The organism is Gordonia sp. 34D (assembly GCF_056682775.1).
This window is the reverse complement of sequence record NZ_CM155293.1, coordinates 2,717,934-2,743,023: the sequence shown is the minus strand read 5'-3', so window position 1 is coordinate 2,743,023 and position 25,090 is coordinate 2,717,934. Positions and strand designations below refer to the sequence as shown.

The 25,090-nt window shown below is 61.9% G+C and carries 23 protein-coding genes and 1 tRNA gene; 18 read left to right on the top strand and 6 right to left on the bottom strand.

Annotated features, from left to right (window positions below; genetic code table 11):
- The first annotated feature begins 43 nt into the window (after positions 1-43).
- The 10 genes from AC1L34_RS12775 to AC1L34_RS12730 all read left to right on the top strand — a co-directional run bounded on the left by AC1L34_RS12775 (position 44) and on the right by AC1L34_RS12730 (position 10,126).
- Positions 44-1,309 (top strand): aspartate kinase, encoded by a 1,266-nt coding sequence (locus tag AC1L34_RS12775; RefSeq protein ID WP_424322813.1) that lies wholly within the window; start codon positions 44-46, stop codon positions 1,307-1,309.
- Positions 1,310-1,319: 10 nt separating this feature from the next.
- Positions 1,320-2,345 carry an aspartate-semialdehyde dehydrogenase gene (locus tag AC1L34_RS12770; protein WP_424293616.1) on the top strand — a complete coding sequence of 342 codons (1,026 nt, stop codon included), beginning with the start codon at positions 1,320-1,322 and terminating at the stop codon, positions 2,343-2,345.
- Positions 2,346-2,543: 198 nt separating this feature from the next.
- Positions 2,544-3,848 (top strand): lipase family protein, encoded by a 1,305-nt coding sequence (locus AC1L34_RS12765; protein ID WP_480034832.1) that lies wholly within the window; start codon positions 2,544-2,546, stop codon positions 3,846-3,848.
- 69 nt (positions 3,849-3,917) lie between these two features.
- Complete coding sequence (locus tag AC1L34_RS12760; RefSeq protein ID WP_424322814.1) at positions 3,918-5,345, top strand: hypothetical protein; 1,428 nt, start codon at positions 3,918-3,920, stop codon at positions 5,343-5,345.
- A gap of 64 nt (positions 5,346-5,409) precedes the next feature.
- Positions 5,410-6,081, top strand: a complete 672-nt coding sequence (locus tag AC1L34_RS12755; RefSeq protein WP_424297119.1) for a hypothetical protein — start codon at positions 5,410-5,412, stop codon at positions 6,079-6,081.
- Between the two features lie 54 nt (positions 6,082-6,135).
- Positions 6,136-6,567, top strand: coding sequence for an organic hydroperoxide resistance protein (locus tag AC1L34_RS12750; RefSeq protein ID WP_424297121.1), 432 nt, complete (start codon positions 6,136-6,138; stop codon positions 6,565-6,567).
- Positions 6,568-6,664: 97 nt separating this feature from the next.
- Entirely contained in the window at positions 6,665-7,150 is a 486-nt protein-coding gene (locus AC1L34_RS12745) for a hypothetical protein (protein WP_424297123.1), read from the top strand.
- Positions 7,150-8,628, top strand: coding sequence for a hypothetical protein (locus tag AC1L34_RS12740; RefSeq protein WP_424297125.1), 1,479 nt, complete (start codon positions 7,150-7,152; stop codon positions 8,626-8,628). The genes AC1L34_RS12745 and AC1L34_RS12740 overlap by 1 nt, the downstream gene beginning before the upstream one ends.
- A gap of 10 nt (positions 8,629-8,638) precedes the next feature.
- Positions 8,639-9,997 carry a DUF2252 domain-containing protein gene (locus AC1L34_RS12735; protein WP_424297127.1) on the top strand — a complete coding sequence of 453 codons (1,359 nt, stop codon included), beginning with the start codon at positions 8,639-8,641 and terminating at the stop codon, positions 9,995-9,997.
- Between the two features lie 55 nt (positions 9,998-10,052).
- Positions 10,053-10,126: transfer RNA gene (locus AC1L34_RS12730), tRNA-Pro, on the top strand.
- Between the two features lie 123 nt (positions 10,127-10,249).
- Here the strand turns inward: AC1L34_RS12730 and AC1L34_RS12725 are convergent.
- Together AC1L34_RS12725 and AC1L34_RS12720 are read right to left on the bottom strand one after the other, a co-directional pair.
- Positions 10,250-11,404: a tyrosine-type recombinase/integrase gene (locus AC1L34_RS12725; RefSeq protein ID WP_480034831.1), complete on the bottom strand. Its 1,155-nt coding sequence runs from the start codon at positions 11,402-11,404 to the stop codon at positions 10,250-10,252.
- The gene (locus AC1L34_RS12720; RefSeq protein WP_480034830.1) at positions 11,388-11,885 is read right to left on the bottom strand and encodes a helix-turn-helix domain-containing protein; all 498 of its coding nucleotides are present in this window, start codon (positions 11,883-11,885) and stop codon (positions 11,388-11,390) included. The genes AC1L34_RS12725 and AC1L34_RS12720 overlap by 17 nt, the downstream gene beginning before the upstream one ends.
- 104 nt (positions 11,886-11,989) lie before the next feature.
- On the opposite strand from AC1L34_RS12720, the gene AC1L34_RS12715 reads away from it, so the two are divergent.
- From AC1L34_RS12715 to AC1L34_RS12685, 7 genes are all read left to right on the top strand, one after another.
- A complete protein-coding gene (locus AC1L34_RS12715; protein WP_480034829.1) occupies positions 11,990-12,193 on the top strand; it encodes a helix-turn-helix transcriptional regulator in 204 nt (67 codons plus the stop codon).
- Complete coding sequence (locus AC1L34_RS12710; protein WP_480034828.1) at positions 12,190-12,546, top strand: hypothetical protein; 357 nt, start codon at positions 12,190-12,192, stop codon at positions 12,544-12,546. Before AC1L34_RS12715 ends, AC1L34_RS12710 begins: the two co-directional genes overlap by 4 nt.
- Positions 12,543-12,980 (top strand): hypothetical protein, encoded by a 438-nt coding sequence (locus AC1L34_RS12705; RefSeq protein ID WP_480034827.1) that lies wholly within the window; start codon positions 12,543-12,545, stop codon positions 12,978-12,980. The genes AC1L34_RS12710 and AC1L34_RS12705 overlap by 4 nt, the downstream gene beginning before the upstream one ends.
- 59 nt (positions 12,981-13,039) lie before the next feature.
- Positions 13,040-15,445 carry an AAA family ATPase gene (locus AC1L34_RS12700; protein ID WP_480034826.1) on the top strand — a complete coding sequence of 802 codons (2,406 nt, stop codon included), beginning with the start codon at positions 13,040-13,042 and terminating at the stop codon, positions 15,443-15,445.
- Positions 15,446-15,675: 230 nt separating this feature from the next.
- Complete coding sequence (locus AC1L34_RS12695; protein ID WP_480034825.1) at positions 15,676-15,984, top strand: WhiB family transcriptional regulator; 309 nt, start codon at positions 15,676-15,678, stop codon at positions 15,982-15,984.
- A complete protein-coding gene (locus AC1L34_RS12690) occupies positions 15,981-16,247 on the top strand; it encodes a hypothetical protein (RefSeq protein WP_480034824.1) in 267 nt (88 codons plus the stop codon). Before AC1L34_RS12695 ends, AC1L34_RS12690 begins: the two co-directional genes overlap by 4 nt.
- A gap of 393 nt (positions 16,248-16,640) precedes the next feature.
- Positions 16,641-18,356 carry an HK97 family phage prohead protease gene (locus AC1L34_RS12685; RefSeq protein ID WP_480034823.1) on the top strand — a complete coding sequence of 572 codons (1,716 nt, stop codon included), beginning with the start codon at positions 16,641-16,643 and terminating at the stop codon, positions 18,354-18,356.
- A gap of 933 nt (positions 18,357-19,289) precedes the next feature.
- On the opposite strand, the gene AC1L34_RS12680 is transcribed toward AC1L34_RS12685, so the two are convergent.
- The 3 genes from AC1L34_RS12680 to AC1L34_RS12670 are packed head-to-tail and all read right to left on the bottom strand — an operon-like array spanning position 19,290 to position 23,301.
- Complete coding sequence (locus AC1L34_RS12680) at positions 19,290-19,844, bottom strand: sugar O-acetyltransferase (RefSeq protein WP_424297129.1); 555 nt, start codon at positions 19,842-19,844, stop codon at positions 19,290-19,292.
- 23 nt (positions 19,845-19,867) lie between these two features.
- Positions 19,868-20,866, bottom strand: coding sequence for a metallophosphoesterase (locus AC1L34_RS12675; protein ID WP_424297131.1), 999 nt, complete (start codon positions 20,864-20,866; stop codon positions 19,868-19,870).
- 20 nt (positions 20,867-20,886) lie between these two features.
- On the bottom strand, positions 20,887-23,301 hold the full coding sequence (locus AC1L34_RS12670) for a penicillin-binding protein (protein ID WP_424297153.1): 2,415 nt from the start codon (positions 23,299-23,301) through the stop codon (positions 20,887-20,889).
- A 287-nt stretch (positions 23,302-23,588) separates the two neighbouring features.
- On the opposite strand from AC1L34_RS12670, the gene AC1L34_RS12665 reads away from it, so the two are divergent.
- Positions 23,589-23,912 (top strand): WhiB family transcriptional regulator, encoded by a 324-nt coding sequence (locus AC1L34_RS12665; RefSeq protein ID WP_424297133.1) that lies wholly within the window; start codon positions 23,589-23,591, stop codon positions 23,910-23,912.
- Between the two features lie 70 nt (positions 23,913-23,982).
- Here the strand turns inward: AC1L34_RS12665 and bagB are convergent, their stop codons facing one another.
- Positions 23,983-25,089 carry an ArsA family ATPase gene (bagB, locus tag AC1L34_RS12660; protein ID WP_424297135.1) on the bottom strand — a complete coding sequence of 369 codons (1,107 nt, stop codon included), beginning with the start codon at positions 25,087-25,089 and terminating at the stop codon, positions 23,983-23,985.
- Position 25,090: the final 1 nt, after the last annotated feature.

Sequence of the window (25,090 nt, the reverse complement as noted above, 5' to 3'; positions counted from 1 at the left end):
GATCTTGCAAAGTGACTGCAAAGACAAAGGAAGGTTGCACGACGTGGCTCTGGTTGTCCAGAAATACGGTGGCTCCTCAGTGTCGGATGCCGCTGGCATTCGCCGAGTCGCCGAGCGCATCGTCGAAACCAAGCGTGCCGGCAATGAAGTCGTCGTGGTGGTTTCCGCCATGGGCGACACCACCGACGAACTCCTCGACCTCGCACAGCAGGTCACCGAGAATCCGCCGGGCCGTGAGATGGACATGCTGCTTACCTCGGGTGAGCGGATCTCCAATGCGCTGGTAGCGATGGCGATTAACGCCCTCGGGGAAAACGCACAGTCGTTCACCGGTTCGCAGGCGGGCGTCATTACTACGAGCAGCCATGGCAAAGCCAAGATTATTGACGTGACGCCGGGTCGCGTTCGCAGTGCCCTCGACAACGGCCACGTAGTGCTCGTGGCTGGTTTCCAGGGCGTCTCGCAGGACACCAAAGACGTCACGACCCTCGGTCGTGGCGGCTCGGACACCACGGCAGTCGCCTTGGCTGCGGCGCTCGACGCTGACGTCTGCGAGATCTACACCGACGTCGACGGCATTTACACCGCTGACCCCCGCATCGTGCCGAACGCTCAACGCCTCGGACATGTCTCGTTTGAAGAGATGCTCGAGATGGCAGCGTGCGGTGCCAAAGTTTTGATGCTGCGTTGCGTTGAATACGCGCGCCGCTACAACGTTCCAATTCATGTGCGCTCGTCGTACTCGAATAAGCCCGGCACCATTGTCTCGGGCTCGATGGAGGACATCCCCGTGGAAGAAGCAATCCTCACCGGCGTCGCCCATGACCGCAGCGAAGCCCAGGTCACCGTCATTGGTATCGACGACAAGCCCGGCTACGCCGCCAAGGTGTTCCGTGCTGTCGCCGACGCCGAGATCAACATCGACATGGTGCTGCAGGGCGTGTCGGCGTTGGAGACCGGCAAGACCGACATCACCTTCACCCTGCCCAAGGAATTGGGCGAGTTGGCGGTGGAAGAACTCGGCAAACTGCGCGATGAGATCGGGTTCTCCGAGGTTGTCCTGGACGACAACATTGGCAAGGTCTCGCTGGTTGGTGCCGGTATGAAGAGCCACCCGGGCGTCACCGCGACGTTCTGTGAGGCGCTCAGCGACGCAGGCATCAATATCGAACTGATCTCGACATCGGAGATCCGCATCTCGGTGTTGCTGCGCGAACAGGACCTGGACCAAGCGGTCCAGGTGCTGCACGAAACCTTCGGCCTCGGTGCTGAAGAAGAAGCCGTGGTCTACGGCGGAACCGGGCGATAGGAGTCGGGTAATGGGTGTTCGTTTGGGTGTAGTCGGCGCGACCGGGCAGGTCGGCGGCGTGATGCGTCAACTGTTGGAGGACCGGAACTTCCCGGCCGACGAGATTCGTTTCTTCGCATCGCCGCGTTCGGCTGGAAAGACCCTGCCGTGGCGCGGCGGTGAGATCGTCATTGAAGATGCCACCACAGCCGACCCTGCGGGTCTCGACATTGCGTTGTTCTCCGCTGGCGCCACCATGTCGAAGGTTCAGGCACCGCGATTTGCCGCTGCTGGCGTCACAGTCATCGACAACTCGTCGGCGTGGCGCAAGGATTCTGACGTGCCGCTGATTGTCGCCGAGGTTAATGGCGCGTTGGCGAAGAACCCGCCCAAGGGCATCATCGCGAACCCCAACTGCACCACGATGGCGGCAATGCCGGTTCTCAAGCCGTTGCATGACGCCAAGGGCCTGCAGCGCCTCGTCATTTCTAGCTACCAGGCTGTGTCCGGCAGCGGACTCTCGGGCGTCCGCGAACTTGCCGGTCAGGTTCGCGCCGGCATCGACGGCGCGGAGAAGCTGGTCTACGACGGAAGTGCCGTCGACTTGGGCGAGACGATCAATTACGTCGCGCCGATCGCTTTCAACGTGGTCCCGCTGGCAGGTTCGCTGGTCGACGATGGCAGTGGCGAGACGGACGAAGACCAGAAGCTGCGCAACGAGTCGCGTCGTATCCTCGACATCCCGGAACTGTTGGTCAGCGGAACGTGCGTTCGCGTCCCCGTCTTCACTGGACACTCACTGTCGATCAACGCCGAGTTCGCCGAGTCGGTGACTCCGGAAGAAGCTCGCGAGATTCTCGCGACCGCCGCTGGTGTACAGGTCGTCGACGTGCCGAATCCATTGGACGCTGCGGGCGGCGACGTCTCGTTGGTCGGTCGTATCCGTCAGGACGAGGGTGCCCCCGCGGGCCGCGGGCTGGCGCTCTTCGTCTCGGGTGACAACCTCCGCAAGGGTGCTGCCCTCAACACGATTCAAATCGCGGAGCTGCTCGTCTAGCCCGAACCCCGCCGCTTGTCCTTCCCGCATGATGCGTTGATTCCCGCTACACGTCCGACGTGTAGCGGGAATCAACGCATCATGCGGGAAAAGGTGGGTGGGCGGGTGTTACAGAATTCACACGTTTGTGAGAGAGCTCACAGAATGGCGTGAAATCTGTACTACTCATCGGTAACTTTGTGCCGTAAGTTACAAAGCGTGAGAAATATTCGGGGCATCGTCTCATCGAGCCGTCAAACATTGTCAGGCGCAGCTAAGCGCGTCACTGTCGTCGCTGTTGTGAGTGCAGTTGCTGGCGCGACGCTGGTTTCGACCAGCGGTGCCGGCACTGCGGAAGCTGTCGGCAACTTCTACCTGCCGCCCGCTAACTACTCTTCGACGCCGGGTGACATCGTCCGTACGCAGCACGCCGACCTGCTCCTGCAGATCCCGGGCGTAAAGCGGCAATGGCCGGGCAACGCTACCCGCATCATGTACACCTCCACCAAGCAGGACGGATCCAAGACCGCCGTGACCGGCACCGTCGTCGAACCGACCGCGCCGTGGCAGGGCAAGGGAAAGCGTCCGACGGTCGTGCTGGCTCCCGGCACCATCGGGCAGGGCGACCAGTGCGCAGGCTCGAAGATGCTGTCGTTCCCGATGTCGATCGACCCGACCAAGCCGAGCATCGGCGTCAACTACTCGGGCCTGGAGATGAACCTCTTCCTCCTCAACGGCGTTCGAGTCGTCATGACCGACTACATCGGCCTCGGCACCCCGGGCATCCATACCTACGTCAACCGGGTCGAGTCCGCACACGCGGTTCTCGACGCCGCGCGCGCAGCACTCAAGACTGCCAAGGCACCGAAGGATGCACCGGTGGCATTCGCGGGCTACTCGCAGGGTGGCGGTTCGGCAGCCGCGGCGGCCGAACTGGCGTCAACGTACGCTCCCGAACTCAACGTCAAGGCCACCTACGCGGGTGCGCCGCCCGCAGACCTCGCCAAGGTGCTCCCGGCCATCGACGGAACCTTCATCACCGGTGCTATCGGCTATGCGATCAATGGGCTCGCCGCGCGTTACCCGGAGATCAATTCGATCTTGGACAAAGAAACAAACGCGACCGGACGCAAGGCGCTCAAGGCAGTCTCTACCCAGTGCATCGGCGACACCGCATTGGCCTTCGGTTTCCAGCGCACCAGCTCGTGGACCCGCACCGGTGAGTCGCTATCGTCGGTAATCAAGCGCTACCCGGTGATCCAGGACGCGCTGGCCGATCAGCGGATCGGAAAGCTCAAGCCGAATGCACCGGTCCTGATTTCCACCGGCATCAACGACGACGTGATTCCGCACGGGCAGGTCATCACGCTGTACCGCGACTGGAAGAAGCAGGGGGCCGTCGTGCATCTGGCGAACGATTACACCCCGCCGATCTTCCCGGGTCTGGTCGTCAACCATGCGCTGCCTATGCTTTTCCAGCTCCTTCCGGGTACCAACTTCATCCTCGGCGAGTTCAACAGCTGAACCGGTAAGAACGAGTCATCACCTGGGCAATCAGCGCTCCGTCAGTTGTAAATGTGGTCCACTGGCCACGTGACTTTGACGAAACGTTTGCTGATTGCCGCGGCGACGGCGGTCCTCGGGCTCGCTGCGGTGTCGACTAATCCGTTGGACGGGTTAGGGACTGCCGTGGCGAGCCCTGCCATTCCCGGGGTTGGCCCGGCGGCCACTTCCCTAATGCACGGCGATCCGGAATCGACAGACAGCACGCCGTTCCGCGGACCGGGGCGAACGGCGCACCTGGCCGCGTCAAGCTCGCCGGGCGGAGTGTGCGCGGCAACGTTTGTCGGCTCCGACGGCTTCCCGATTTCCCTGTGCACCGCTTACGTGGCGGGGGACCCGCCGCAGGTCGCCACTCCCGTGGTCACCTTGTTCAACCCGAAGAATGCCCAGGTTCTGGCACGACTGCCGCTGACAAAGGGGCAACTGCTGGGCGGGGTTTACGGGTTCCTCGATAACCACGACCGCGTCGTCGTGGCGGATGGATCGGGCAAGATCCTCCGTGTCGGGCACCATCGCACACCGAGTGGGTGGAAGCTCAGCGTCGACAAGGCCACCGACGTCTCGAAGTATCTCGGGAACGACGGGATCACCGGCTTGGCCCCCGACTACCAGGGCCGGACCTGGTTCGCGACCACCAAGGGCGTGATCGGAACGGTCCTACCCGACGGTCGTATCGGTACCACCCGCCTGCCGCGGGGCGAGGAACTGGGTAACGGGCTGACGATCCATCGGTCCGGTGCCTCTGTCCTCACCACCCATGCGCTGTACGAGATGACCGCCGACGCGAACGGGGTTCCGCAGACCGTGTGGCGGCGAAGCTACGATCGCGGCACCGCACGCAAGCCCGGTCAGCTGACCTGGGGTTCGGGAACCACGCCGACGTATTTTGGCCCCGGCGGTGATGGCTGGGTCGCCATTGTCGACAGCGCCGCAACGCCGGAGTTGATCGTCTACAACTCGTCCGACGGGTCGCAGGTGTGCCGCATGCGCGCATTTAAAGCCTCACCGCAGGGCACCGAGAACTCGCCGATGGCGAAGGGCAACAGCCTTGTCATCCCAAGCACCTACGGCTTCCAGTATCCGCCGATGGCGGTAAACGGCGGTAATAGCGTGCCAGCATTTGCTGGTTTCCGCGGCGGCATGACCCGCATCGATGTTGCGGACGGGAAGTGCTCGCGCGTTTGGGAAACAACGACTGACCGGATGGCGACCCTGCCACGACTGTCGCGGGCCGACAACCTGATTCACGGCTTGGCTTACGGTCCCTACTCGGCGGTACCGCAGCAAGTTGGTCCGGTGAACTATGTCGCCATCGACTTTGAGACCGGCCGTCGCGTCGTCACCCGACAGGTCGGGGCTGCACCGCTCGACGAGCCGATGCAGTTGACCGGAATGATCGGTCCCGGCGGCGTCCTTTGGCAAGGGACCATAACCCGCATGCTGAAAGTGACGCCCTAGCGTGCGCGCTTAGCGTCGTCGGCTGGGCGATCCGGTGGTAGGCAGATCTGCCATGATCTATGGCATGACCACCCCCGGGTCGCCCGACGGCGACATGCCCGACGACGACCGGTTACCAACGCAGGCCGAACTCGACGCCCAAGATCTTGCTGAGATCGCCCGGAAATCGAAAGACCGCAATCTCGCCAATCGGTATCCGACACGGCCGGAGGACCCCGGACCGGCGCCCATGGAGTTGCTTCGCGATGCGCGGGTCCTGTGGTGGATTGCGGCGGCGGCCTGCCTGACGTGGGTTGTTTACGGAATCGCAAACCTGGGGATGCTTGAAGAACTCATGGCCGTCCGACTCCGCCCGGGTCTGGAAGAGGTCCCCGGCGTTGACCCGGATTCCAAAGCCCTGTCGATGGCATCGTTCTGGACCCCGGCCCTCCTCATTGGCATGCCGGTGTTCACTGCATTGAGCTATCCGCTGCTCGTCGGCATCGTTAAGTTCAACAGTCGCAATGTGCGCAGCATCTATGTCGCAGTCTTAGCTGTGGCGGTGCTGTTCACGATTGTCGGTGCCGACCTGCTCTTCAACTACCCGGAAATTTCCGTGGTCTGGCGGATCATCGCGTGGGTCGAGTGTGGCGCACTGGTCTTGTCCGCGCTCGTGACGATGCGTCGCGCGCCCAATGAATGGCTTCCGAAGACCTCATTGGTTGTGAAGCCCTTCCGGGCCTCGCGCGACGAGTAGGTTGGATAGCGGCGTGGATTTCACGCGATCTGACCGCATCTGAAGGAGAATGAAATGACCGTGTCCCCCGTGTACCACGTTTCGTCAACCTCTACCGGAGGTGGTCGCGACAGCGAAGTGGTGTCCGAATCGGGCCGCATCGATCTGGAACTTGCACCGCCGGTCGAGATGGGCGGCAAGGGCGACGGAAGCAACCCCGAGGAACTGTTTTCGGCAGGCTACGCGGCCTGCTTCATGGGGGCACTTCGCCTCGTTGCCAAGAACGCGGGCGTGGCCGTCCCCGACGACGCCGCAGTGAAGGTGACCATCGGAATCGGCAAGGACGACGTCGACGACGGCTTCGGACTCACCGCCGATATCGACGTTTACCTGCCCGGTTTGGAGACTGGCGCAGCTTCCGAATTGGCCCAGGCCGCACACGGTTTTTGCCCTTACTCGAAGGCCACTCGCGGAAATATTGCGCATAAGGTCACGTCTCGGGTGTAATCCCGGCACCTCCGCGCGGGTGTGGCGCGCTTCCGGTGTGACCGGTGGCACGGCCTCAGTGTGATTGGCGGCACGGCGCCGGGTACCGTGAACTCTCGTGAGTAACTTGGCACTCGTCGCGGCCGCTGGAATTCTGGCGGTCACCATCGCGACCATCGCATATGTTCGATACCGCCAGAACGAAACGGTGGTCCTGCGTCGTGACGCCGATCTCGCTGCCACGCTGCGCGAGTTGGCGGGCACCGATGCCGCTCGACTGGCCGCCGTCGACGAATTCGAGATCGGCCTCTACGAACGGCTCTTTTATAGTCGGGCGATCGGGCCGCGTGCCCGCTCGGCCGCCTGGGCTCTTCTCGCAACGGTGCTGACCATCGCCGCGGTGATTGCTCTCGACGGTCAGGACAACATCGTCAGCGTCGTCGCATGGGCGTGCTCGATTGTCCTGGCCGTCGCGTTCGGGATCGCCGCGGTCGTCTTTGCGGCGCTCGCTGGCTATTCGGCGCTGACGACGCCGCGCGTGTCGTTTGCCGATTCATACGCCGACGAGGCAACAGGTTCGGACGCGTCGGGCGCCGACTTGTAGTGGCGCGCAACAGGACCGGATCGACTCGTTCGCGGGTGATCGGCGCGGGTGCGATTGGCCTCGCGGTCGTGGTGCTGGTGGCGGCATCCGCCGTGTCGGTGGTTGCTGATAAAACCACGCCAGCACGACTGGTCGATGGCTCGGTCGAGGTTGTGGCCGAACCTGGTGTGCCGGACTCCGTGTTGGTGAGCCGCACGGTATTCGCGTCGTCGTCGACGGCAGTGGTGGTGGCGCAGGCGGCCAACGCCAGCGACGTCCGGGCCGCCGCCGACCTCGCGCGTGCCAAACGGGTCCCGGTCTTCGTCCTGGCTGAGAGCACCGCACCCGCCGTGTCGACCGAGTTGCGCAGGCTCGGCGTTACCCAAGCGGTGCGCATCGGTGCCGCTACCGCACCTGTCGACGTCCCGGAGACCACCGACACCGATCTGCCCGGCGACGCGGTCAGTACCGGTAGCGGAACGCTGGTGCTGCTGGCCGACTCGGGCAGCGACACGGTCGCTGCCGTGGCAACCGCCGAAGCAGGTGCCGCAGAGGTGATTTCGATGCCGGTCGCGGACCCGCGGAGTTCCGGTGAGGCCCTCGCCCGAATGCGCGCCAAGCCGGCCATGCCGGTTCGCGCGATTGGCGCGAACTTCGGCACCGTCGAGCAGTTCAAGCAGCAACTCAACCTGGCACGGAATGTCCAGGAGCTTCCGGGCGGCGGTCAACTGATGTTTCCGTCGCGTCGCGTCGTGGCACTCTACGGATCGCCCGGGGCCCCCGAGTTGGGCCCGCTCGGCCGCCAGAGCATTCCCGACTCCATCAAGAAGGCGAAGGCCCTGGCCGCCAAATACCAGAAGTTCTCGCCCGTGCCCGTCGTGCCTGGATTCGAAATCATCGTCACCGTCGCCTCGGCCGAACCTGGCCCCGGTGGCAACTACACCTCGGCGCTCGACGTTGAGAAGATTCGACCGTGGGTCGACGCCGCAGGCAAAGCTGGCGTCTACGTGACGCTCGATTTGCAGCCCGGCCGGATGAACTTCCTTAAGCAGGCCAAGATGTACCGCGACTTGCTGCTGGAACCGCACGTGGGGCTGGCGCTCGACCCGGAATGGCGCCTCAAACCCAACCAGGTTCATCTGACCCAGATAGGTTCGGTGGCACCCGCGGAAGTCAATCAAGTTTCGACGTGGCTGGCCGACATCGTCGCGTCCCAGAACCTGCCGCAGAAAGCGTTGGTGCTGCACCAGTTTGACGCCGATATGCTCGGCGACCGGAGCAAAATCGACACCCGCCGGCCGGAGTTGAGCTTCGTGATCCACGCGGACGGTCACGGTGTCCCCAGCGTGAAGATGGAAACATACCGTCGAATTGTGGCGGGGATACCGCCACGCACCTGGCTGGGGTGGAAGAATTTCTATACCGAGGACAAGCCCATGTTCTCTCCACGGAAGACGATGGCTGTCGACCCGGTACCGTATTTCATTTCCTACCAGTAGGAGGCCGACGATGGCCGTGTCAGTCGAAGAATTGTCTGCGGTTCCGGAGGCCTCGAAGCGACGCAGTTCGCTGGGACTCCTTGCTGCCCAGGACGCAATGCGTCTGCCGGATCTGATTCCCGTTCGCTATCACCGGATGTCGGCGACTCCGTTCACGTTCTATCGCGGGGCCGCCGCCGTGATGGCGTCGGACCTTTCGCTGACTCCCACAACGGGAATCATCACGCAGTTATGCGGCGATGCACACCTGAGTAACTTTGGACTCTTCCGGTCGCCAGAGCGAACCATGGTGTTCGACCTCAACGACTTCGACGAGACTCACCCCGGTCCCTTCGAATGGGATGTGAAACGGCTCGCCGCCAGCGTCATGGTCAGCGCCCTCCAGAATGGCAGCGATGAGAAGGAGGCGCGCCGAGCGGCCAAGCATGCTGCTCGGGCCTATCGGGAAGGCATGATCGCCAGCGCTAGCGAGACCGCGATGAAGTGCTGGTACACGCGGGTCGACGCGGACGATGTGATGGTCGATCTCGGAAACCGGTTCGATGTCTCGGTGTCGGAACGGACCCAGAAGGCGCTCGCGAAGGCCCGTCACCGAGACAGTGCGCAGGCACTTTCTAAACTCGCCTACGTCGATGCCGATGGACCGCATATCAAGAGTGACCCGCCGCTGCTGATGCCCGCATCGGAGATTGTGACGACCCTGTCGCGGGACGAACTCGATGCCGAGTTCCTGGAAGGGTTCGACCGCTACCGGCGGACGCTGCCGGCGCACGTTGCCGAACTGTTTTCCCAGTATCGCTTTGTCGAAGCGGCGCGCAAGGTGGTTGGCGTCGGCAGTGTCGGTACGCGGTGCTGGGTATCGCTCTTCGACGGTGCCATGGGTATTAGTGACCCGTTGATCTTGCAGCTTAAGGAAGCGTCCCAATCGGTCCTCGCGCCCTACGTGCGGGGATACCACTATGAGCACCAGGGCAATCGCGTCGTCTTCGGGCAGCAGTTGCTGCAAGCTTCCAGCGACATCATGTTGGGTTGGGTGCAGACAATGGTGTTCGTTGGCGGTCGCAGCGCAGACTTCTATGTCCGTCAGTTGCGAGACGGCAAGGGTTCGGTAGTCGTGGAGGCGTTGGAGCCGAAGGGCATGCGGTACTACGCGCGATTGTGCGGCACCGTGATGGCGCAAGCCCACGCCCGAACGCCAGCTCGGCTAGAGATCGCCGAGTACCTGTCGGATGCAGGCAAGCGATTCGATTCCGCGATCGCCGATTTCTCGGTCGAATACAGCCGGGTCAACGTTGCCGATCACGCCGGACTCATCGGAGCCATCAGCGACGGCAGCGTCGATGCTGTGTCACTCGGGCCAGACGCCTGACCAGCCGATTTTAATCTTTCGACCCACTCGTTGTAGGCTACTGGAGGCTACAACACGGGGTATGGCGCAGCTTGGTAGCGCGCTTCGTTCGGGACGAAGAGGTCGTGGGTTCGAATCCCGCTACCCCGACGCTTTGGTTGAGAAGCAGTAGAGGCCCCCGGCCTGCAGAAATGCGGACCGGGGGCCTCCTCGTTTGTCTGGGGTCGTGCTTGCCCCTCTGGTCAGCAGTCGGCAGTCAGTCGGCAGTAGATCTCAGGCGAGTGCGGCGCGTGCAGCTGCGTCGAGCGCGTCGGCTACCGCCTCGAGGTCGTCGGGGAACAGGTCGGCATAGGTGTCGAGGGTCATCGCGGCCGATTTGTGCCCGAGCATCGTTTGGACGGCCTTCACGTTTGCGCCGGCCGAAATCGCCAACGACGCCGCAGTGTGCCGCAGATCGTGAAGTGTTGGCCGCGGCCAATCATTCGCTGCCTCGCCCTCGTCGAGGCCCCTGAGCGTATCGACTGCCGGGTTCAGGATCCGCGTGCGGAACGTCGCGATCCGAAGTACACCACCTTTTGGTGCCTGGAATACGAGGTCGTCGCGACTCTTGCTCTCCATAAGGAGAGCAAGGTCTGCGGCGAGTAACTTGGGAAACGGCACCGTCCGGCGCTCATGCGTTTTTGGCGTCGACCACACGAGTTTGCCCTTAACCTCAGTCACGGACTGCCGGACGTTGACGCGTCGCCGCAGCATGTCGAAATCCTGGACTCGCAGTGCTGCCATTTCGCCGTATCGCAGGCCGGTGTAGGCGAGGAACCGGATAACGAGACCGTCGCGGGTGACAGTGTGTGCCAGCTCGTCGACCTGCCGGTGTGTCAGGTATGCGCGATCGACATGCTGGCGCCGTGGAGCTTTGACACCCTCGCAGGGATTGCGAGGGATCCGCTTGTCATCGACGGCAACGGCGCACAACATCCGCAGGACACCGAGAGCGGTCTCGATGGTTGCGGCCTCCGATGTCGTCGACATCTCCGCCACCCAGGAGCGGACAGCTGATGTCTGGACGTCCACGACCTCGACTGTCTCCCAACGCTGTCTGACGTGCGCGGACCAAGCGGAGTCACGCGCGGCCTTGGTGGACTCTTTGACGTGCCCCTGCATGTTCTGCCATTGTGCGTGGATGTAAGCGATTGTGACGCGGCCTGCAGCGGGTGCGACGTAGGTACCGGTGACTACCGTCGCGGTAACCTCGTCGAGCCACTTTTGCGCCTCGTTTTTGCGAGCGAACCCCTTGGTGTGCCGTTTGTGGTTGCTGTCGACGTATTCTGCGCGCCACCGGAGGCCTTTGCCTGCGAGGGCTGAGGGGGTTCCGTCAGTGCGGCGCCAACGGTCTTGAACTCCTGATCGTGGGTTACGTCGTTGTGTCATCGCCAGCGTTCTCGTCTTCGTAAATAGCGCCTGCGGTGAGTCCATCGAATGTGTCGTTGTATCCGTAGGTGAACCTCGTCAGACTGTCGTCGAGGCCCGCCTCGTCGTAGGCGTGCGTTAGCTTCTCGTGCGCCGCACGCCAGCGCCGGTGTGCGAAGCCGAACGCTTGGGCTGCAGAAGTCAATTCGTCGCGCGCCTTGTTGTAGTCGATTCTGATCCGGTCGAGTGGGTTCATTGCGTCCCCTGGTGGGGTGTCTCCTCCCAAGAGTTCGGCTGGCGGTACTGCAAGGATCTGCGCGATTACTATCAGTTCTTCAACCGACAGTGGCCTCTTAGCCCCTTCGATCCTTGTGACGATCAGCGGTTTTATCTCGCGATCGAGTTTCGTTGACATGGCTCGTGCTAGATCAGCCTGGGTCATTCTCGCTGCATGTCTGGCCGCGCCGATGCGTTCTCCGACGACCTTCCCGATATTCTCCATGGGTCAATATTCAACATGTGCTTGACGAGATGCAAGTATTGCATCTAATATCATCCGCAGAAGTACATAATAAACATGTACTCAACAGGAAGATGGATTATCGCATGACGAACAACATTACCCAGGCTGATCGGGTCCTCAACGCGAAACAGGTCGCCGAAATGCTCGGCACTACCCACGGGACCATTCGACAGTGGGACATGAACGGCAAGGGCCCGAAGTCATTCAAGATGAACGGTCTTCGCCGCTGGCGCGAGTCAGCGGTCAACTCCTGGCTGACCGAACAGGAAATGAAGGCCACAGCATGACCACGCTTTTTCAGCAAGAAGCCCCCGGTGTTCATCCGACCAAGAACGTCACCGAGGGCCCTCGAACCGCCAAACACAACGGAGATTCACTCATGAACCTACCCCCCATGACCAGCAACTGCCAGCAAGGTCGGACCAGAATCACTCTCGAGCGTGCAACGCTCGACGTCGCCGAGTTCGAACGCATCGTGCCGCACACCGACGTCACCACCGCCTGCACCCGCCTTGGCGTGCACCCCCGCACAATGATTCGCCGCTACCAGCTCCTCCACCGGAAAGCCCATCCCGGACTACACCAGGCGGCGAAATACTGCCTGGCTGTCGCGACGCTCGAGCGGGTGGTTGCATCATGAGCCACCAGTGGGAGGCGCTCGACTCGAAGCTGTCCATAGAAAAAACGCGCTGGGCCCGGCTATCTGCCGATGCCGAGTCGTGTGGATTTGAGCCCGATGGAGACGCCTCAAATCTTCCGCGCATGCCAGAACGCCCTTCATGGGCTCAAATCCAGGATGACCACATCGACGAGACCGGGTTTGGTCGCTTCAGATCCGAAACCATTCGGCTGCCGTTGTACAACGGCACTGCCACCGAGGTCGACAGCTTCATTGTCTACGACGCGTTGACAGTGACCGCTTCTAGGACCCAGTTTGATCACCTCGTTGAGCTTGGCTGGATCAGGAATATCAACGGAGGTCGGAAGATCGGAAAATTTGAACTGACCCCTGTCGACGCACGCAGATTGGCTCAACTCCTGGACGCGGCCGCGTCCCTCTCCGAATCGGACTAAATAACCAAGGCCGCCACGCTGTTGTCTAGTCAGCGTGGCGGCCAGAAAGAACAACACTCATGTTCGATGCGCACATTACCGCTTTTCTAACCGACCTTGGTCGCCTCGATGCAGCACTTTTCACCATTGGTGCGAAGGTGCCAGTTGGTGCCGAGACTGAGGACGAGTACCAGTTTCCGCGACGCTGGCAGGACTACACCGCCGGCCAAAACCGCGAGCGCCTGGCGGGTTGGTCTGCTGACCACCGGTACGGGCTTGCGGCAGTCCCCCCGCCACATCTGGCAGTAGTCGACGTCGACACAAAAAATGGTGCCAATTTTGAGGAGACTTACGACAGCCTCACCGCGGCGGGTGTACCGATCCTTGCGACCGTCGCAACCCCTTCAGGTGGGCGCCACTACTGGGTGCCGTCTGACGGCACAGTGCCCACGAAGAACGGCCTTCTCCGCGGGGTAGATATACGCGCTCGCCTCAAAGACGGAGGCAGCGCTGGCTTTGCGTTCATCCCCGGATGCCTGCGGCCCAAGTACGCGGGGGCGGGCTATGTACTCCTCGACAACAATCTCGCCGACCATGACCCCGGCGACAACCTGGGTGCTGTGTTCGGTGCCTGGTACCGAACACACCTACCCAGTAGAGATGCCGCGATCGCGGGTCCGAGCTCCGCAACCCAGTCTGTATCTGACGAGCGCCTCGCGGCGTACATCGAACCGATTATCAACGACTTTCAACAGACGATTGAAGGCGGCCGCAATGATGCGATGTTTCGTGCCCGAGTTCGGCTCACCGAGATTGCCGACCCGACAGGGACGCGGCCACTGCTGTCCGCTGGTCAGGTCGACGACCTGATCAGCACGACAGCCCGCAGTATTGGACTTGACGAACACGAGATTGATGCGACCAAACGCTCCGTCGACAAACGCCGAATCGACCTCAAACCCATCCCGGACCGCGGCCGCGTCTCAGGTCACCCCGACAACACTGCACGCCTCACCGGAGGCCGCGATGACACATTGAAAACTCAACCCAACGTCGACTCCAAAATGCGGAGCACCGAACCGTTACCACGTATTTGGCGCGCGAACGATCTGTCACCAGCCGAACAACCCCGATGGCTTGCCAAGGCACGGCTCCCACTGTCGGCCGTCTCTCTCCTGGTTGGCGATGAAGGCATCGGTAAGTCTCTGCTGTGGGTATGGCTTACCGCCGCCATCACTAGGGGGACCGCGGTCCCTGAGTTTGGCATACCAGCCAGGGCCCCAGCCGGGGTTCTCGTTGTCGTCACCGAAGACGACTGGACGACGACGGTTAGGCCTCGCCTTGACGTCGCAGGCGCCGACCTAGATCGAGTGTCAGTAATTTGCATTGAGCAAGACGGTTCTGGGTCACCAGTGTTTCCGAGAGATATGCCGCTGATCTTCGGTGCGGATCCCTATCCGAAGCTTGTTGTCGTTGATGCCTGGCTCGATACCGTCGACGGTTCACTTTCGGTCCGCGATCCGCAGCAAGCACGACGTGCTTTGCACCCGTGGAAGGAAGCCGCGACTGTTACCGGGGCTGCTGTCCTGTTGCTTACGCACACCAACAGGGTTACGTCGGGGAACGCTCGCGACAAATACGGCGCGACTGGCGAGCTCCGCAAAAAGGCGCGCATGACGTTGTTCGCTCAACAGGACGACGACGGCAACCTGTTGGTTGGCCCTGAGAAGTCGAATACTGCCCGCCCCGTCCCAGCGTCGAAGTTCACTATCGAAGGCATTCGGGTATTCGAGCCGACTGACGACCACGATGGGACCGCGCCGCTGCTGCGATACGTAGGAGACTCCGATCGCACGTCACGCGAGTTGATCGCTGACGCTGCGGAAGCTGGCGAGGGATCGGCAGACCGTACTGAAGCCGAAGCGTGGCTCTTTGACTACCTAACCGAGCACCAGTGGAGTGCATCAGCGGATGCCAAACGTGACGGCGCGAAAGCGCTCCGCTGTTCGGAGAAGACGATTCAACGAGCAGCGACAGCGCTCTGCGTGGTAACGGATGGACGGGGTTTTCCTCGCCGTACACATTGGAGCCTGCCGGAAGCTGCAGACGGAATTGAAGACCAACTCGCACGATGGGCCAGTCAGGACAGTCAGAACAGTCAGGACACCGAAAAAAGTGAAAATGTCCTGACTGTTCTTGACCCATCTGACCAGCAGAAACAAAAACATAGTTCTCAGTTGGGACAGTCAGGACACGAAACGGGCGAGGCAGTCCAGACTGACAGTGAGGACGCTGCCTCTCCGTATCGTGTCCCAACTGTCCCAACTGACAATGAACAGCAGAAACACAGTCAGGACACTGTCCTGACTGTGTGTCCATACTGCCGCCTTCCGCTCGTGCATATAGACGACGTACGCGACGGATGGCACACCAGCGAAAGTGGTTGTCTTACCGCACGCCGCCAGGCTGAGGGAGGTCAGTCATGACCGATATTGCAGTGATCACTGCAATATCGGTCATCGAAGGTGGCCGTCGGATAGTTACCGTCCGATGCCCCTATTGCTCGAAAACTCATGTCCACGGAATACCTGCAGACGACACCATCGACACTCCGCGACTATCGCACTGCACCGACCAACAACGGGTCGTCCGCGGCCGCGTCAGGATCATCCGCGCCATCAGGCGACCCTACCTACTCACCGAAACGAGCCTTTGAATGACAAAGAGCCTCGATCCAGCAGCGACCATAAAGCTTCTCGCGAAGGTCCTCGAGGGCACACCAAAACTCGAAGCCGCTTGCAGAGGCGAGCACAAGATGTTCGACGACGAACCGCTTACAACAACTCGCGAACGCCACGAGAAGGCCTCGGCTATCTGCCGGTCTTGTCCGTCACTCACAGACTGCAGCGACTGGTCGCAGTCACTGTCCGATTCACGTTCTAAAAGTCCGTCGGGTGTTGTGGCCGGCCGAATACCGACTACCCATCGAAAGATGGGCCGACGTACCAGCAAGGAAAAGTCATGACCAACAAAACGCAACGAGAGGATCGTCGTAACGCCGCCGAGCTGGTCCGAGCAGTACTTACCGCATCATCAGAAGACGCCACCAGAATCCTCGACACCCTCGACGAAAACCGAGGCATCGCTGGACTAACCGGACTCATTGCCGCGCTAGTCGACGGCCTAACCGAGCAACTCGTCTACAACGCAGGCAGCACCGACGCCGCAATCAGAACGATCGACCTCGTGCTCCTCGAAACCTCCCTGGATGGTGAATCCAATGAGTAACGAGACCCCAAGATTTCCGGCAATACCCCGTACGCCATACCTCAAAAATGTCGGAGTCGATGGCGACGGAAACGCCATCACCGACATGTACGTCGATGTCGCCATCAGTGACGGAACGCTAATCGAGGTCCCTTTTGAGTACGCCACGCACTGGGACAACAACGTATGGAATCAGACCCCGAAAGGCTAAAAAGCTCCATCGACACCCCAAAAGGGCATGCGGTATCGTCGAAGGCGGAGATGTCGCCAGCGTCGCGGCCAAGCACCCCAGAGGGGCGCTCGCCAGCAAGCCCGCGAACACATCCAGCACCCGCCCGCCAGCGCAACGCGCGGCCACGCCGGTGCTGTTGAACAGTCACACTCCAAGCACTCACGCCCCGCAGGAGGGCATCCATGCAGCACAAAACGCTAGCGCTCGCTGGCCTCAAAACCTCCGGCCTCGCCGAAGGGACCTTCGAGGGATTCGCGTCCGTCTTCGACAACGTCGACGCCGTCGGCGACATCGTCCGCCGAGGCGCGTTCGTCAAATCCATCAAGTCCGGTCAGGTGACGCCACTGATCTGGGAACACCAGGCAGCGAATCCGACTGCGTACGTCGGCGAAGTCATCGACGCCCGCGAAACCGAAGAAGGCCTCGCCATCACCGGCCGCCTAGACCTCGACACCGAACCCGGAGCCGCAGCCTACCGGCAGGTCAAGGGACGCCGCGTCACCGGCCTGTCCATCGGCTACTACGTGCAGAAGCAACGCAAGAACGCCGACGGCCACAACGAGCTCCTCGACGTCGACCTCCTCGAAGTGTCGATCGTCGCCCGCGGAGCCAACGACCGCGCACTCATCTCCAAAGTCAAGAACCGGCCCACAGTGGCCGCCACCAAGTCGTGGCTCGCCCGCCAAGCAGCCGCCACCTACCTCAACCAGGAGGACACCATGAGCAACAGCCGCATCCTCGACCGCCTCACCAAGGGCCGCGACGAACAGATCGAGCTCATCAAGAGCATCATCGGCGACGCCGAGAAACTGCAGCGCGACCTGACGCCCGACGAATCCGCCGAAGTCGAAGCCGCCACCTCGAAGGCAACCGAACTCGACACCCGGATCAAGGCAGCCACCCAGGATCAACAGGTCCTCGCCGACGCGATCACCCTCGCCGACCAGATCGGCCCCGACGTCAAGACCGCTGAACCCACCTCGAGCAGCCGAGGCTACCTGCACCTGACCGGTACCGGAGCTAAGACATTGGCCGCCAGTATTATCGGCCGCCTGCCCCGCAACGGCACCAAGGCCCTCGCCGCTGGCCAGCAGACGACCAGCATCGTCATGAACCCGGAGATCGCCACACACGGTCGACCACCGACGTCACTGCTCGACATCCTCGGATCTCGGCAGGTCACCCCTTCGTACGCCTACATGCGGCAGACCGTGCGAACCAACCTGGCCGCGCCGGTCGCCGAAGGCGACACCAAACCGACCTCGACGTACAGCATCGACAGCATCGACGGGAAGCTCGAAGTCATCGCGCACCTGTCCGAGCAGATCCCGCAGTACGCTCTCAACGACGCCGCGAACCTCGAGCAGTTCGTCACCGACGAACTGCTCTACGGACTCCGCGTCGCCGTCGAGAACCAGGTCATCAACGGCAGCGGTACCGCACCGAACCTGACCGGTGTCCTCAACACCAGCGGTGTCCAGACCCAGTCGTACGCGACCGACGCCCTCACTTCGATCCGCAAGGCCATCACCAAGCTCGAAACGCTCGGTTACACCCCCGGTGTCCTCGCAGTGTCGGCCGCAGACTGGGAAGCCATCGAACTGCTGTCGGCGACGTCCGGGGCGACCGACGTCCGCGGAGCGCCACTAGATGCAACTGCGCGCCGCTTGTGGGGAGTACAGGCCGTAGTCTCCAACGTTCTGCCGGCCAAGACCGCGGTTCTGCTCGATCCCACATCGATCAGCGTCGACACCGACGGACAGGTTGACACTCGCTGGTCCGACGCGGTCGGCGACGACTTCGTGAAGAACTACGTCCGAGCTCGCTGCGAAGGCCGGTTCGGTCTTTCGGTCTACAAGCCTCAAGCCATCGTCAAGATCGCCACAGCTTCCGCATAAAGAAGCCAACCCGGGAGGTCAGAACGATCACCCTACCGTAGGACCCCCTTACCCTCGCCTCCATGGGGTAAGGGGGTCCTAACCTCCAACCAACCCCGGGGGGACGAACACTGCCGGGGGGAGTGTTCTTTCGCGGACGATGTTCGAATTTGTACATGTAGCTCTCTCTCTCGCTATTTCCGCGTAACCGAACCGGATCGACAAGGGGGTTGCATTCAGAGTGCACCCCAACGCAGACCGGGATCGGGGAGGTTCTCCGAGGCTGGCATTTACGAGGTCTGGTGTGGCGGTCCGTGGATCGTCAGTCAGTCGGCAGTAGATAGAGCCAATGGTTCACGTATCGAACACCATTAGTGCCTGACCAGTAGTTACTCCGACCTATCGAACACCACGAACATGACAAACACCCAGGTCGTGGAGTTCGGGACGAAGAGGTCGTGGGTTCGAATCCCGCTACCCCGACGCTTTGGTTGAGAAGCAGTAGAGGCCCCCGGCCTGCAGAAATGCGGACCGGGGGCCTCCTCGTTTGTCTGGAGGTCAGTGCTGGCGCAAACGTAGCCCGGCTGGATCAACACCGACCTTGGTGGGCTCGAGGCCAAACTCACCGGCGTTGGCTTGCAGTCGCGATTCCGGCGCTACGGCGTTACGCGATATGAGTGCTATGTCCTATATTTGATTACATTCTTGCGTCGTTTCTGAGAAAGCCCAGGTTAGTGTGACCCGGAGTCTTGTTTTGTCCCGGCGTGCCTGGTTGACTAATTAATGTTCCGCTCGCGCTAACTGCTGCAAGCGGAACCGCGTGTTCGGTGGGGCGCTCTGGGGAGGGTAGTGAGCCGAACAAGCGAGAAGGCGACTCGTCCTGCTCCTGTCTAAGGGGAGGGAGCTGGACGAGTCGCTCTCTTCTTTTCGCCCCGAAGTCGGGTGCTGTGCAGGCTACCCGAAGTCTTCGTGAGGAAGTTCGCGGATCACGCGCGCCGGATTGCCGGCAGCGAATACGTGGTCGGGCAGGTTACGAGTCACCACACTGCCCGCGCCCACGACGGTATTTCGACCGATGCTGACACCTGGGCACACGATGACGCCACCGCCGAACCACACATTGTCGCCAATGCTGATTGGTGCGGCCGACTCCCACCGCTCCCGTCGGGCTTGGTGATCTTCCAACGGATGTAATGCGGTCAGCAACTGCACTCGTGGGCCGATAGAACAGTCGTCGCCGATCGTGATCGGCGCGCAGTCGAGCAGGACGGCGTCGTAATTGAGGAAGCTATTGGAACCGATGGTGATGTTGAAGCCGTAGTCGCACCGGAAACGCGGCATGATCCAACTGTCGGATCCGAGGCCACCGAGGCGGTCGGTCAGGATCGCGGTTCGACGCGCATCCTCATCGGACCCCACCGCGTTGAACTCATCGCACAGGTGCCCGCACGCTTTGCGCAGGGCCACCAGTTCCGGGTCGGCATCGGAGTACCGTGCACCCGCAAGCATTAATTCCAGATTCGACCCGAGGCTCAAGTCAGCTGATTCTCCAGCTGCGGCAGGGACTGCTCGATGGGGCTTTCGCCGCCACCGTGCGAAATTGGGGTCAACGTCAAAAGGGTGGCTTCTGGGCGGCACGCGAATCGCGCTGGCGCATACGGTGACGTCCCCAAACCTGCGCTGACGTGAAGCTTCATGGTGGACCCCCAGTTGGAGACGCCCTTCACTCGTGAACGGTCGAGGTGGCAGTTGGTGACCACTGCGCCGTATCCCGGGACGCAAAGTTGGCCGCCGTGTGTATGGCCAGCCAGCACGAGGTCGTAGTCGTCGGCGGCAAAGGCGTCGAGCACCCGCGGCTCAGGGGAGTGGGTCAAACCCAAGCGCAACTGCGCCAGCGGGTTGGGACGGCCAGCAATCACGTCGTAACGATCGCGTTCGATGTGTGGATCGTCGACCCCCGCCGCCACCACGCGCACGGACCCAACTTCGAGTTCGCGGACCGTATGCGTCGCGTCAAGCCAGCCGCGCTCGGAGAAAGCAGCCCGCAAATCTTGCCACGGCAGCGGCTCGCCGTGGGTCCGGACGTGATTCTTCTTGAAGTACTTGAACGGATTCTTCGGCTTTGGGCCGAAGTAGTCGTTGGATCCGAAAACAAACAATCCCGGACGGGCCAACAGGCCGCCGAGCGCCTGCACGACGGCGGGCACAGCGTTCGGGTGGGCCAGATTGTCGCCGGTGTTGACCACGAGGTCAGGCTCAAGGCGGTCCAACTCGGAGATCCACGCCTGCTTGAGCCGCTGGTTCGGCATCATGTGGATGTCGCTGATGTGCAACACCCGCAGCGGCGATGAGCCGGGTTCGAGGACCGGGAGCGTGGCATGCCGGAGGGTGAACGCATTTCGCTCGATCATCGTCGAATAGACCAACCCCGCGGCCGCCGCGCCCGCTCCGCCAGCAATTACGCGGGCCAGCGTCGAAGGGTCACGTGGGGGAGGGACCGAGGCAGCGCCGAATCCAGGAACCGAAACCATTAGCTCAGGATACGCGTTGGCTAGCCTTCTGGAACTTCGATGACCACCGGGCCGACGCCGGGGACCTGAACGGTCTTCTCCGCAGGCGGGCCACCGTTGGTCGCGGTCTTCCCTCGGCCATTGCTCACGTACATGGCGATGGTGCTGCCTGGCATTGCGCTGTCAGACGGTGCGGTGAACACGACGGTCCCCTTGGGGCGGGGACTGTCGACTTCAAGCTCGGTGACCTTAAAGCCGGCCTCCTGAAGCCGCGATGTGGCCTGACTGACGGGCAGGCCGCTGACCTGGGGGATTCGTCCGCGATCACTGCCGGAAACGAACCGCGGATCGGTCGGCGGCAAGTTAACCGGACCAAACTTGGTCGCGATCGGTCCCATCATCGAATACCAAGTCCGAGCCGGTTCCATACCGCCGTACAGGTCGCCGTCACCACACTGGCGCAACGGCGAACTGCAGATGCCCGCCGGATGCGAACCGTCGTTGTAGGTGTAGACGGCGGCCGCCAGCCGGTTGGTGAAACCGAGGAAGGCCGACGAGCGGTGAGCTTCGGTGGTGCCGGTCTTACCGGACATCGGCAGACGCCAACCGGCGGCTCCAGCCGCGGCCGCCGACGTGCCGCCGCCACGATCGTCTTCGCTGAGCGCGTTGGCGAGCGTGTTCGCCAAACCGGCTTCCACCACCTGTTCGCACTTTGGCGGACTAAACGGGGCGTTAACCATGACTGGCTTACCCGCCGGATCCATAATCGCGTTGCTGTACTGGTCGCGCTTAACCGTCTGGATCGACAGAATCGGATTGGGTGGGCACCAGGTGCCACCCGAGGACAGGGTGGCCGCCACGTTCGACAATTCCAGCGCGTTGACCGCGAACGGTCCCAGCGTGAACGAACCGAAATTGCCCTTCTTGACGTACTCGGCGAGGCTTTGCTCGCTCACCCCCGACGTACCGGGCTGGTTGTACGACCGCAGGCCCAACCGGACGGCCATATCAACGGCGGGTTTAACGCCAACCTGCTGCAACAACTGCACGAACGTCGTGTTGGGGCTCGTCGCGAGTGCCTGCGTGACCGACGCGGCAGGCGGATAGGGGCCAGCGTTCTTGACGCAGTAGGCATTGGCCGGGCACCCGAACGCTCCGTTGCTGTTGCCCATGCCGAAGACGGCAATGCTCGGCGGAATCGGCAACACGCTGCCGATGCCCATGCCCTTCTCCATCGCGGCCGCCGTGGTGAAGATCTTGAAGACCGAACCCGCGCCGTCACCGACAAGCGAGAAGGGCTGCGGTTGAACAGTTTCGTTCTTGTTCGCATCGAGGCCGTAGTTGCGGCTCGACGCCATCGCCAGCACATTGTGCGAATTTTTACCCGGCTCCACGATGCTGCTGACCGTGGCAATGCCATCGGTACTCGGTGCCGTCAGTTGCTGTGCCGCGCGGACCGCGTTGCCCTGCACTTCCGGATTCAGGGTGGTGCGGATCAGGTATCCGCCGCGCAACACCTGGTTGCGGGGGATGCCGTTCTCGGCGAGGAACTGCAGCACGTAGTCGCAGAAGAAACCGTTATTGTTGGCGGCGATGCAGCCCTGCGTCGGGGTTTTCGGGGCGGGAAGCACACCGAGCGGCTTCTGCTTGGCCGCTTCAAACTCGGCGCGGCGCTCCGGAAAATTCTCGATCATGGTGTCGAGCACAGTGTTTCGACGGGTCATCGTCGCCTGCGGATCGGTGTACGGGTTCAGGCCGGAACTGGACTGGACCATGCCAGCCAGCATCGCCGATTGCTCGACGGTCAATTCCTTAGCCGAATGCCCGAAGTACGTCTGTGCGGCCGCCTCGATACCGTACGCATTGTTGCCGAACGGGACCACGTTTAGGTAGCGCGTGACGATCTGCTTCTTGGCGTCTTGCTTTGCTGCAGCATCGTCGAGGCCTTTTTCTCGTTTGGCCTGGTCGATCAGGGTCTGCTCAAGCGTCAGTGCCATCCGGACTTCACGCAGCTTACGGGCCGGGGTGGTCTCGATTGCCGCCTCGCGTTCGGCTTCGGTGCGGGCCAAGACAAGAAGTTGGTAGTTCTTGATGTACTGCTGATCGATCGTCGACGCGCCCTGCTGGACTTCGCCGGACGACGAGTTCTTCAGCGCCGCACGGATTGTGCCCTTCCAGTCGACGCCGTCGTGCTCCAGAAACCGACGGTCCTCAATGGAGATGATCGCGCGGATCATGTCGGGCGAGATGTCGTTGTAGCCGACCTGGTAGCGGTACTGGTCAAACAAGATGGCAATCGGCGCGCCGTTGGCGTCGGTGACCGTTGTGACTTCGGGAATCGTGCCACCCAGCAGTTCCGATGACGAATTTTCCATCGTGGCCGCCGCGCGATTGGACATGACACCCATGCCGACGGTGATCGGAAACAGCAGTCCCGCTACCAATATCGCAGCCATCACGATGGAGATTGCTAGGCCTGCGAGGTTCGAAGTCTTGCGCACGTTGGACACGATACGTGGCATCGGCCACCTAGCGCCGCATCCACCTGCGCCAACGTGTTTCGGGAAGGAAAATTCACCGGCACCTTAACTGACCGACTTGCGCTGTATCAGGGACCTCAATAGATTGGAGACGTGAGTTACCTAACAAAGGGGCTCATATTTCGGTTCGAATCACAGCAGGATCTTATGCACGGGCCACACCAGGTGCGTGTCGATGGGTTTGTGAAAGGCGGGATCGCGCAATGACTCTGGCGCCGTTGTCCACCGTTGACTCTGAAGCTCGACTGGCTTGGGTTTCCCAAGCACGTTGCCGTGGGGGTGACCCGGACGATCTCTTCGTCCGTGGAGCTGCCCAGCGGAAGGCCGCAACAATCTGCCGGCACTGTCCGGTTCAACTTGAGTGCGGCGCAGACGCCCTCGACAACCGCGTCGAATTCGGGGTGTGGGGTGGAATGACTGAACGCCAGCGTCGCGCGCTGCTGCGTCAGCATCCCGAAGTCACCTCGTGGTCGGACTTCTTCGAAAACCAGCGCCGCCGTCAGCGTCTCGGCGCTGTCCAGAACTAAAAGTAATCAGGCCCGGCAATCGCCGGGCCTGACGCCTTTTAGCTTCAGCTGTTCTCGCAGGTGAGTGCGCCTAGCCCTTGCTGGTGATCTGCTCTGCCACGGCGCGCAACGCGCTGGCATCGGCCACCTCGAAGGGGAGGGCGGGCACGCCAACCAGGGGCACGCTCGGATGCGACGAGGTAAACCGCTGCAGCAGGCGAACTTCCCGCTGGGCGGTGGCGGCACGCTCCGCGTGAATCTTCAATACGCCGCGGGTCAACTCGTCGTCCAGCGTGGTCATCGCCGTTTCTGCGGCGGCGGCAGGCAGACTCGACAGCGTTGGATGCGTCCGGTTCACCACCAGGCCCGTCAAGGGCATCGAATCCTTCGACAGTCGCTCCACAAAAAACGATGCCTCACGCAGGGCGTCGGGTTCGGGGGCGGCGATCACCACAAACTCGGTACCCGGCGTCTTCAACAGCTCGTACGTGCGGTTCGCGCGTTCCTGGAAGCCGCCAAACATCGAGTCGAGCGACTGCACAAACGTGGCGACGTCGCGCAGGATATCTCCGCCAACAATTGTGGCGATGCCGCGCATGGCCAGGCTCATTGCCCCGGTCAGGACGCGACCAACTCCGCGGCCACCGCCAACCAGCATCTTCATCAGACGCCCGGACAGAAATGACCCCAACCGCTGCGGCGCGTCGAGGAAGTCCAGCGCATTCCGTGACGGCGGCGTGTCGACAATGATCAGGTCCCAGCGGTTCTCGCCAAGGAGACGGCTGAGTTTCTCCATCGCCATGTACTCCTGCGTTCCGGAGAACGACGACGCCACAGTTTGGTAGAAGCTGTTGTTCATGATCGCTTCGGCGCGCTCGGGCGTCGAATGCTCAATGACCATGTCATCGAAAGTCCGACGCATGTCGAGCATCATGGCGTCCAGCGATCCGGTCGCGGTCTCGGCGATGGTGTCCAGCGGGACGGGCTGAGGCTCGTTGGTGAGCTCGTTCATGCCCAACGACTGCGCTAGCCTGCGGGCCGGGTCAATCGTCAAAACGGCGACCTTGCGACCACTTTCGGCGGCATGCAGGGCCATCGCGGCGGCGGTGGTGGTTTTGCCGACCCCACCGGAACCGCAACAAACAACCACTCGGGTATTTGGGTCGGCGAGTACCGCACCCATCTTCAAATCAGGCATG